The sequence below is a fragment of the Rhodopseudomonas sp. BR0C11 genome (assembly GCF_010820945.1).
Lineage (GTDB): Bacteria > Pseudomonadota > Alphaproteobacteria > Rhizobiales > Xanthobacteraceae > Rhodopseudomonas > Rhodopseudomonas palustris_H.
The window spans coordinates 1-10,274 of sequence record NZ_QTKI01000159.1 but is presented as its reverse complement, the minus strand read 5'-3'; the positions used below and the strand labels follow the sequence as shown (position 1 = coordinate 10,274).

The following is a 10,274-nucleotide window of genomic DNA, read 5'->3' as shown; positions in this document are numbered from 1 at the left end:
CCACGAAGTCAACGAAGTGTTCTTCGATGACGTCGAAGTGCCGCTGGAGAACCTGGTCGGCCAGGAGAACAAGGGCTGGGACTACGCCAAGTTCCTGCTCGGCAACGAGCGCACCGGCATCGCCCGGGTCGGCATGTCGAAGGAACGCATCCGCCGCATCAAGCAGCTCGCCGCGCAGGTCGAGTCCGGCGGCAAGCCGGTGATCGAGGATCCCAAGTTCCGCGACAAGCTGGCCGCGGTCGAGATCGAGCTGAAGGCGCTCGAACTCACCCAGCTCCGCGTCGTCGCCGATGAAGGCAAGCACGGCAAGGGCAAGCCGAACCCGGCGTCGTCGGTGCTGAAGATCAAGGGCTCCGAGATCCAGCAGGCGACCACCGAGCTGTTGATGGAAGTCATCGGCCCGTTCGCTGCGCCGTACGACGTCCATGGCGACGACGATTCGAACGAAACGATGGATTGGACCGCCCAGATCGCCCCCGGTTACTTCAACAACCGCAAGGTCTCGATCTACGGCGGCTCCAACGAGATCCAGCGCAACATCATCTGCAAGGCGGTGCTCGGGCTGTAAGGCGCGACGTCCTCTCCGTCATTGCGAGCGAAGCGAAGCAATCCAGAGCCACGCGCTCGAAGCTGGATTGCTTCGTCGCTTCGCTCCTCGCAATGACGCCCGGTCGATTTTGCTATTCAAGGAAGCATCACGATGGATTTTGATTTGTCGGAGGAGCAGCGCCTCCTCAAGGAAAGCGTCGAAGGCCTGCTGAAGGGCTCTTACGATTTCGACAGCCGCAAGAAGTACGCCAAGGAGAAGGGCGGCTGGAGCCGCGCGGTGTGGGGCAAGTTCGCCGAGCAGGGCCTGCTCGGCCTGCCGTTCGCCGAGGAAGACGGCGGCTTCGGCGCCGGCGCGGTCGAGACCATGATCGTCATGGAAGCGCTCGGCCACGCGCTGGTGCTCGAACCCTATCTGCCGACCGTGGTGATCGGCGGCGGCTTCCTGCGCCGCGCCGGTTCGGCCGCCCAGAAGGCGGCGCATTTGCCCGGCATCATCGACGGCTCCAAGACCTTCGCGTTCGCTCAGCTCGAAAAGAACTCGCGCTGGGATCTCGGCGACGTCTCCACCACCGCCAAGAAGAACGGCGACGGCTGGGTGATCGACGGCGAGAAGTTCGTGGTGCTGAACGGCGAAGCCGCCGACACCCTGATCGTCACCGCCCGCACCAAGGGTGGCCAGCGTGATCGCGCCGGCGTCGGCGTGTTCCTGGTACCGGCCGATGCCAAGGGCATCACCCGCAAGGGCTATCCGACCCAGGACGGGCTGCATGCCGCGGACATCACCTTCACCGGCGTCCAGGTCGGCGCCGATGCGGCGATCGGCGATCCGGAGAACGCGCTCGAGCTGATCGAGGCGGTGGTCGACGATGCCCGCACTGCGCTGTGCGCCGAAGCGGTCGGTCTGATGGATGAATCGCTCACCACCACGGTCGAGTACATCAAGACCCGCAAGCAGTTCGGCGTGCCGATCGGCTCTTTCCAGGTGCTGCAGCATCGCGCCGCCGACATGTTCGTCGCCACCGAACAGGCCCGCTCGATGGCGATGTTCGCCACCATGGCGGCCGAGTTCGATGACGCCAAGGAACGTGCCGGCGCGATCGCGGCCGCGAAGGTGCAGATCGGCAAGTCCGGCAAGTTCGTCGGCCAGCAGTCGATCCAGCTCCACGGCGGCATCGGCATGACCATGGAAGCCAAGATCGGCCACTACTTCAAGCGGCTGACCATGATCGAGCAGACCTTCGGTGACACCGATCACCACCTCGCCCGCGTCAGCGCTGGCGGCGGGCTGATCTGATCTCTCCACGAGTCATTCCGGGGCGCTCACGACTGAGCGAACCCGGAAACTCGGCTGCACCAACAACCTCGGGATTCCGGGTTCGCGAGCTTCCGCTCGCGCCCCGGAATGACGACAGCATCCTCGTCATTGCCGGGCTCGACCCGGCAATCCATCCCAAGACGATGGATGCGCGGGTCAAGTTCGCGCATGACGTGGTCACGCGGGGGCGCCGCGTTCCGCCATAAGTAACAATCAACAAATAGACCCAGGGAGCCTCGCCATGACGGCCAATCCGTTCGATCTCACCGGCAAGGTCGCCGTCGTCACCGGTTCGTCGCGCGGCATCGGACGGGCGTCGGCGGAGCTGCTGGCCAAGCTCGGCGCCAAGGTGGTGATCTCGAGCCGCAAGGCCGACGCCTGCGAGGAAGTCGCCGAAGGCATCCGCAAGGAGGGCGGCGACGCGCACGTCATCGCCTGCAACATCTCGCGCAAGGCCGAGGTCGAGGGCCTGATCGACGGCGCCACCGCCAAATACGGCAAGGTCGACATCCTGGTCTGCAACGCCGCGGTCAACCCGTATTACGGCCCGCTGCTCGATATCGCCGACGAGGCGTTCGACAAGATCATGGCCTCGAACGTCAAGAGCAATATCTGGCTGTGCGCCCGCGCGATTCCGCAGATGGCCGAGCGCGGCAACGGCTCGGTGGTGATCATCTCGTCGATCGGCGGCTTGCGCGGCTCCACCGTGATCGGCGCCTACGGCATTTCGAAAGCCGCCGACTTCGCGTTGTGCCGGAGTCTGGCCGGTGAATGGGGCCCGAAGGGCGTCCGCGTCAACGCCATCGCGCCGGGGCTGGTCAAGACAGACTTCGCCCGCGCGCTGTGGGAAGACGAAGCCAATCTGAAGCGCCGCACCGCCGGCACCCCGCTGCGCCGGATCGGCGAGCCGCACGAAATCGCCGGCGCCGTCGCGTATCTGGGCTCAGACGCCTCGACCTTCATGACCGGCCAGACCATCGTGATCGACGGCGGCGTAACGACCGCGTCGGTGTAGGCCTCTCCATCGTCATTCCCGGGCGCTCACGAAGTGAGCGAACCCGGATTCTCTTTTCCTTGGAAATAACCTCCGGATTCCGGGTTCGCGCGCAAGGCGCGCGCCCCGGAATGACGGACGATAGCGGGACGCCTAATACACGTCCTGCTGATAGCGTCCCTGCTTCTTGAGTTCTGACACGAACGCCGTTGCCTCCGCCGCTGAACGGGCGCCGTGCTGGGCGACGATGTCGACCAGTGCGCGTTCGACATCCTTGGCCATGCGCTTGGCGTCGCCGCAGACGTAGAGGCTGGCGCCTTCGGTCAGCCAGCTCCACAGGTCGCGGCCGACTTCGCGCATCCGGTCCTGGACATAGATCTTCTCGCCGCTGTCGCGCGACCATGCCAGCGTCAGCCGCGTCAGCAGGCCGGCGTTTTTCATCGCCTTCAATTCGTCCTCGTAGAAGAAGTCCGAGGCCGAGCGCTGATGGCCGAAGAACAGCCAGTTCTTGCCCGGCGCCTGGATCGCCTGGCGCTCGTGCAGGAAGGCGCGGAACGGCGCGACGCCGGTGCCGGGGCCGATCATGATGATCGGCTGACTGGAATCGGGCGGCAGCGCGAAATTATGCGCCTTCTGCACATAGGCGCGCAGCGTGTCGCCGGGCTGCACCCGCTCGGCGAGGCCGGTGGAGCAGACCCCGAGCCGCTGCCGCTTGCCGATCTGGTAGCGCACGCAATCGACCGTCAGCGACAGCCGGCCGGGCGTGGTCTTCGGCGACGACGAGATCGAGTACAGCCGCGGCTGCAGCGGATCGAGCGCTTCGATGAAGGCTTCCGGATCGGGACGGAGTCCGGGGAATTTCTCCAACGCAGCGAGCACGTCGAGCGTTGCGGCGTCGCCGTCGGGATCCTCGCCGCTGGCGAGCGCGCGGGCCTTCTTCCGCTTGTCGCCGCCGGTGATGTAGCTGATCAGCTGGAACAGCATGTCGGGCGCGGGCGACAGCGACACGCTGTCGAGCAGCGTCTGCCGCAACGTCGATTGCGAAATCGGAAACTCCCCTGGCGCGCCGAGGGCGCGTAGCACCGCGTCGACCAGCGCCGGATCATTGGTCGGAAACAGCCCGAAGGAATCGCCGGCCTCGTAGTTCAGGCAATCCTCCAGCTCGAACTCGACGTGCCAGGTCTCCTTCTCCGAGCCCGGCTTGTTGAGCCGCCGCCGCGACAGCACTTTGGCGGTTGCCGGATTGTCGCGCGAGGTACCGCGCGGCGGCAGCGCCGCGACCGGGGCTGCATCGGCGGCGAGCGAGGGCGCGCTGTCCAGCGTCGGCGCGGTGCCGATCTGTTCGGCCAGCGTCTTCACCATCCGTGCGGTATCCTTGCCGCCGGGGGCGCACAGGTTCAGCCGCGTCTCGTTGCCGTCGAAGATTGCGCCGGAGTAGTTGCGGCAGTCGTAGCCGCATTGGCCGCAATCCTGCTGCGCCATCGCGGCCATCAGCTTCCAGCGCAGCGGCTTGCCCTCCGCAAGCTGCATCCGTTCGCCAATCGGCAGGCTCTGGTCGTGCCACGGCGCGCCGCCGTCGTCGTCTTCGGCCGCTGGCGCCGGGCCGCCGGCGAGCAATGCTGCGGCTTGATCGGGCGACAGCGCGGTGACGCCTTGCCCATCGAGCGACACCAGGCCGGCGAAGAAGCCGTTGAGCCAGGCGCGTTGCTCCTCGGAGAACGGCGCGGTCTCCGGCACCAGGAGTGGGATCGGCGGCGGCAGGGTCTGGCTCATGCCACGGTCTCCGGTGATGGCTCATAGGCGAACAGTTGCTGCAGCGCCGCCGCATCGTGGCGGCGGACGAAGGCGAGGAAGGTCTCAGATGGCGACTTGCGGCGCGCGAGATACGTCTGCAGCATCCGCTGGATCACGCGTGGGGCATCGTCCTGCTTGACGTCGCGCAGCACCTCGATGCCAATCGCCGCGTCCGGGCCAAAGCCGCCGCCGACATGGATGTGAAAGCCTTCGACGCTGTCCTCATCCGAGATCGCCACCTTGGCGCCGATCAGGCCGATGTCGCTGATGAAGTGCTGCGCGCAGGAGTTATGGCAGCCGGTGAGATGGATGTTGATCGGCGTGTCGAGCGGCACGCGGGGCTCGCAATATTGCGCGATCGCTTCCGCGGTTTCCTTGGTATGCGCGGCGGCGAAGCGGCAGCCGCTGGCGCCGGTGCAGGCGATCAGTCCGGCGCGCAGCGGCGAGGCGGTGATCGCCAGTCCCAGTGCCTCGATCGCCGCGGTGGCCTCAGTCACGCGCGCATCCGCCACGCCGGAGATCAAGAGGTTCTGCCACACTGTCAGCCGCAGATCGCCGTCGCCGAAGCTGCGCGCGATCGCGGCGAGGCCGCGCATCTGTGCGGACGTGAGATGGCCGGTAGCGAGCCGGACGCCGATCCAGTTCAGTCCTTCCTGCTGTTGCGGGTGCACGCCGAGATGCGCCGCGCGATCTTGCGCCGGGCGCGGCAACGCAGCTTCGGCCGACACGCGGATCAACTTGCGGCCGAGCTTCTCCTCGACAAGCTCCAAGTACTTGTCGAAGCCGAACGCATCGAGCACGTATTTCAGCCGCGCCTTGTTGCGGTCAGTGCGGTCGCCGTGCTCGATGAACACCCGCACGATCGCATCCGCGACCTCGGTCGCTTCGTCGGGCGCCACGATCACGCCGGTGTCGCGGGCGAAGTCCTTGTGGCCGGTGATGCCGCCGAGCGCGAGGCGAAACCACACGCCGGGTGCGACGCCGTGACCGTCCGCGATCTGCACCGCCTGGAATGCGATGTCGTTGGTGTCCTCCAGCGTCGGGATCAGTCCGCCGCCGTCGAACGCGACGTTGAACTTGCGCGGCAGCCCGAACAGCGCGCGTTCGTTGAGGATGTGGAAGTGCCAGTCGCGGGCGTAGGGCCGCGTATCGATCAGCTCCTGAGGATCGATGCCGGCGGTCGCCGAGCCGGTGACGTTGCGGATGTTGTCGGCGCCGGAGCCGCGCGCCCACAGCCCGAGGCTTTCGATGCCCTGCAGGAGCAGTACGGCGTTTTTCGGCGCGATCTCGCGCATCTGCAAATTGGCACGCGTCGTGACATGCGCGTAGCCGCCGGCGAGGGTGTCGGCGAGGCCGGCAAGGCCGGCCATCTGCCACGACGTCAGGATGCCGTTGGGAATACGCAGGCGGCACATATACGAGGTCTGCGCCGGGGCGACGTAGAACAGTCCGTAGTAGCGCCAGCGGAAATTGTCCGCCGGCTTCGGCGCGGCGTTGTCCTTCGCCTGCTGCTTCAGCCGGGCATAGGCATCGAATGGATGCTGTTCGCGCTTCCACTTCTCCGCATCGTTGAGCTTCTTGCCCGACGCGGTGACGCGGTCCTGCGCCTGGAGGTGGATCGCGTCGGGTCCGCTCGGCTGCGCGGCACCGCCGGCCGGCAGGCTGCCGCGTGCGGCGCGCGCTGCGGTGACGCCGGTGGCGAAGCCTTCGAGATAGCGCTTCTGATCGATTGAGAATTCGCTGCCCATCGCCGCCTCACGCCGCTTGCACGGGGAGGGGCAGGGCGCGGATCAGCTCGGCGTGGTGTCGCCGCAAGCCGCCGCCAACATCGTCTCGGACAGCAGCGCGTAGGCGTCGCGCCAGGCCGCCGCCAGCTCCGGGGTCCAGTCGGCACCGAGCTCGCGCTCCAGCGTCCATAGCAGCGCTGCGCCGAACGGCGTGTAGTGCGCGGCGCTGACGCCGTAGGCGATGTGCAGCCGCGCCAGCCGCCCCGTGGCGGGCAGGATGGTGTCGAGCGCGGTCAGCCCGGTCACCACCACGTTCAGCGTGCTCATCAGCTTCTTGCCCTGCCGGCGCATGTCGCCGTGAAACAGTGCCCGCAGCTCCGGCGCGGTCGCGAACAGCCGCTCGTAGAACAGTGTCGCGGTCTCGTCCGAGATCGGCGTCAGCCGCGCGAAGCTCTGTTGCACCAATGCGATCGCCTGCGGCGTCATCACGATCCTTGCTTGCGATGTGGTTTCGCCGACATCCGTACACGAAGCGCTGCATCGACCAATCCCCTTTGCACGGGGCGCCTCGAACCGACGAAAAAAAGCCGCTGCCTGGTTGCTCGCGGAGCGAGGCCAGGACAGCGGCGTTGCTGTCGGAGTTTCGATGACGCCAGGACGCCCCACCGGCATCCCGCAAAGATAGTTGAGCGAATTTCGTGCCAATCGCTGGCAGAAGAGGGATTTGGTCGGATTGTCGGCGCTTAGCGGCTCTCGCAGGGAATGCCAGAGCCTGCTCGAAGCCGCCCTCCGCCGCTGCCCGGCTGAGCAGCGTGGCGATGAAATGTGCAGCGCAGCGGGAGTTACCGTTCCCGCGCGTCGTCATTCCAGGGCGCTCGCGGCAGCGAGCGAGCCCGGAATCCAGAGATTGTCAGGTACCGGTGAGATTCCGGGTCCGCGCTGGCGCGCGCCCCGGAATGACCAAACTGATCCCTTGTCAGCGTTTGATCCGCAGCTTCTGCAGATAGCCGGCGATGTCGTCGGGATCGAACGGCGCGCCGGTGCACTCGCCGATGCCGTCGGCGGGCACGCTCGGCAAAGCCGGAGCCGTGCCGACCGCTGCGTCATACAGGTCCGGCCGGAACACCGCCTTGGCGGCGGCGAGCAGATCGGCCGACAGCGGCGCCTGTCCCCAGCGCACCATCTGGGCGTAATTCCACGCGCCCTGCACCGGATCGGGCCGCGCCGCGGCCTCGCGCCCGACCAGCAGATAGCGGTCGCTGGTGCGCAGCGTGCCGTCGGCCGCGACCTTCAGTCGGCCGTCGAGCGTGCGCCGGATCAGCTCCGGCGTCACCTCGATTCGGCCCGGCGCGGCGAGCAGGGCGCAAACCTCGTCGCGGTTGGCGACGTCTTCGATGTAGTCGGCGGCGCGGACGTGCGCGCGGATCAGCGCTTGCAGCACCTCGGGGTGCTGCGCGGCCCAGTTCGCCCGCACCGTCAGCATCTTCTCGGCCGCGCGCTGAAACAGCTCGCTGGTGAAATGCAGGATGGTGCCGATGCCGAGATCGATCGCCACCGAATTCCACGGCGCGCCGACGCAGAAGCCGTCGAGATGCTTGCTGGCGAGACTCTCCACCATGAACGGCGGCGGCAGCACCACCAGCCGCACATCCTCGTCCGGATCGACGCCGCCGGCGCCCATCCAGAACCGCAAATCGTAATTGTGGCTGGAGAACGGGAAGGTCATCCCAAAGGTCAGCGGCTCCTGGCCCTTGGCGCGGCGCTCGGCGACAACGCGGGCCAGCGCACGTGCCGATACGACCGGATCGGCGACGTCGCCGTCGGCCATCGCGACGATTGCGGCGTGCAGGTCCGGCGACACCGTGATGGCGTTGCCGTTGACGCCCAGTCCGAAGCCGGAAATCACCGGTACCTTGACGTGGCCGATGCCGAGGCTGGAAGCGACCGCCAGCGGCGCCAGCAGATGCGCGGCATCGAACAGGCCGATGTTGAATTTATCGCGGACGTTGGCCCAGGAGATCTCGCGCACCAGCTCGACGTCGAGCCCTTCGGCGGCGCAGAAGCCCTTGTCGGCGGCGACGATCAGCGCGGCGGCGTCGACCAGCGGGATGAATCCGATGCGCAGCCGCTCGCTCATTTCAGGCGCTCCAGCTTTCCACTCGTCATGCCCGGCCTTGTGCCGGGCATCCACGCCTTGCTGACGGCAACGCGAGAAAGGCGTGGATGGCCGGGACGAGCCCGGCCATGACGCGCGGAGAGGATGGTGTTGATGGCGCGACGCATCATTTCAGCATCTCCGAAGCCGTGATCACCGACTGGGCGATCTCGGCGATCTTCTTCTTCTCGTTCATCGCGGTGGTTCGCAGCAGCACGTAGGCCTGCTCCTCGGTCAGGCCCTTGGCCTTCATCAGGATGCCCTTGGCGCGGTCGATCACCTTGCGGTCTTCGAGCGCCGAGCGGGCGTTGCTCAGCTCGGTCTCGAGCTTGGCGAAGGCATTGAAGCGCGAGATGCACAGATCGAGGATGTGCTTCATCCGCTCCTTCTTCAGCCCGTCGACGATGTAGGCGGACACGCCGGCATCGACCGAGGCCTGGATCGAGGCGGTGTCGCTCTGGTCGACGAACATCGCGATCGGCCGCTTCACGATACGGCTGACCTGGAACATCTGCTCCAGCATGTCGCGGCTGGGGTTCTCGAGGTCGATCAGGATCACGTCCGGATCGATCTGGTAGATCCGCGCCAACAGATTGGTGGTGCCTTCGAGATGGGTGATTTCTGTCATCCCGGCCTCGCGCAGGCCCTCGGTAAGAATCGCGGCGCGCACCGGGTTCTCATCGACGATGACGATGTTGAGCGAATGGTCCATCAGTCGAGGCGGTACCTATGGAGGGTTGATGGCAGCACAAACCACATCCCGGCCGGCAATTGAAGCAGATTGATTGTGCACCGCCGGCGCTCCCAGGTTCAAACCCGGCAGCGATCGCGGGCTGGTTTTTCAGCCGATATTGACGGCGAAACCGCGATCGGGTGGGGTGGGCAAAACCGTTCCGTCATCATCTCCGGGAAGAACGCTGATGCCTTTCGTCATGGCCATCGATCAGGGCACCACCTCGTCGCGGGCGATTCTGTTCCGCTCCGACATTTCGATCGCGGCCTCCGCCCAGCAGGAATTCCCGCAGCATTTCCCGGCGTCCGGCTGGGTCGAGCACGAGCCCGAGGATATCTGGGCGACGACCATCGCCACCTGCCGCGCCGCGATGGACAAGGCCGGCGCCGCCGCCGCCGACATCGCCGCGATCGGCATCACCAACCAGCGCGAAACCGTGGTGGTGTGGGACGCCGTCTCCGGCCAGGCGATTCACCGCGCCATCGTCTGGCAGGACCGCCGCACCGCGGAGTTCTGCACCCGGCTGAAGGCCGAGGGGCTGGAGCCGATGGTCACCGCCAAGACCGGGCTGATCATCGATCCGTATTTCTCCGGCACCAAGGTCGCCTGGCTGCTCGATAACGTGCCCGGCGCGCGGGCTCGCGCCGAACGCGGCGAGCTGAAGTTCGGCACCGTCGACTGCTATCTGCTGTGGCGGCTGACCGGTGGCAAGGTGCACGCCACCGACGCCACCAATGCGTCGCGCACGCTGCTTTTCAATATTCATGACGGCGCCTGGGACGACGAACTGCTCAAGCTGCTCGGCGTGCCGCGCTCGATGCTGCCGGAGGTGAAGGATTCCTCGGCGCATTTCGGCGACAGCGTGCCGGAGCTGTTCGGCGGTTCGATCACCATCCGCGGCATCGCCGGCGACCAGCAGGCGGCGACCATCGGCCAGGCTTGCTTCACCCCGGGCATGATCAAGTCGACCTACGGCACCGGCTGCTTCGCGCTGCTCAACACCGGTG

9 protein-coding genes are annotated in these 10,274 nt (G+C 66.6%); 4 read left to right on the top strand and 5 right to left on the bottom strand.

Translation table 11 applies throughout. From position 1 onward, the window contains the following. The 3 genes from DYI24_RS13895 to DYI24_RS13885 form a co-directional block, all read left to right on the top strand. A partial coding sequence (locus tag DYI24_RS13895; protein WP_283810855.1) for an acyl-CoA dehydrogenase family protein occupies nucleotides 1-568 on the top strand: 568 nt, incomplete at its 5' end. Nucleotides 569-700: 132 nt separating this feature from the next. Continuing rightward, nucleotides 701-1,843, top strand: coding sequence for a pimeloyl-CoA dehydrogenase small subunit (gene pimD / locus DYI24_RS13890; RefSeq protein ID WP_107345461.1), 1,143 nt, complete (start codon nucleotides 701-703; stop codon nucleotides 1,841-1,843). A gap of 262 nt (nucleotides 1,844-2,105) precedes the next feature. Beyond that, entirely contained in the window at nucleotides 2,106-2,879 is a 774-nt protein-coding gene (locus DYI24_RS13885) for an SDR family NAD(P)-dependent oxidoreductase (protein ID WP_164572706.1), read from the top strand. A 132-nt stretch (nucleotides 2,880-3,011) separates the two neighbouring features. Here the strand turns inward: DYI24_RS13885 and DYI24_RS13880 are convergent, their stop codons facing one another. From DYI24_RS13880 to DYI24_RS13860, 5 genes are all read right to left on the bottom strand, one after another. Beyond that, nucleotides 3,012-4,631 (bottom strand): sulfite reductase subunit alpha, encoded by a 1,620-nt coding sequence (locus DYI24_RS13880; RefSeq protein WP_164572705.1) that lies wholly within the window; start codon nucleotides 4,629-4,631, stop codon nucleotides 3,012-3,014. After that, nucleotides 4,628-6,400: a NirA family protein gene (locus DYI24_RS13875; protein WP_164572704.1), complete on the bottom strand. Its 1,773-nt coding sequence runs from the start codon at nucleotides 6,398-6,400 to the stop codon at nucleotides 4,628-4,630. Before DYI24_RS13875 ends, DYI24_RS13880 begins: the two co-directional genes overlap by 4 nt. Before the next feature lie 42 nt (nucleotides 6,401-6,442). Next, on the bottom strand, nucleotides 6,443-6,865 hold the full coding sequence (locus DYI24_RS13870; protein WP_164572703.1) for a globin family protein: 423 nt from the start codon (nucleotides 6,863-6,865) through the stop codon (nucleotides 6,443-6,445). A 490-nt stretch (nucleotides 6,866-7,355) separates the two neighbouring features. Beyond that, nucleotides 7,356-8,516, bottom strand: a complete 1,161-nt coding sequence (locus DYI24_RS13865; RefSeq protein ID WP_164572702.1) for a CmpA/NrtA family ABC transporter substrate-binding protein — start codon at nucleotides 8,514-8,516, stop codon at nucleotides 7,356-7,358. Between the two features lie 145 nt (nucleotides 8,517-8,661). Continuing rightward, the gene (locus DYI24_RS13860; protein ID WP_047310094.1) at nucleotides 8,662-9,246 is read right to left on the bottom strand and encodes an ANTAR domain-containing response regulator; all 585 of its coding nucleotides are present in this window, start codon (nucleotides 9,244-9,246) and stop codon (nucleotides 8,662-8,664) included. Between the two features lie 208 nt (nucleotides 9,247-9,454). Between DYI24_RS13860 and DYI24_RS13855 the strand changes: the two genes are divergently transcribed. Next, nucleotides 9,455-10,274, top strand: an 820-nt coding sequence (locus DYI24_RS13855; RefSeq protein WP_246701254.1) for an FGGY family carbohydrate kinase, incomplete at its 3' end; no start/stop codon positions are given.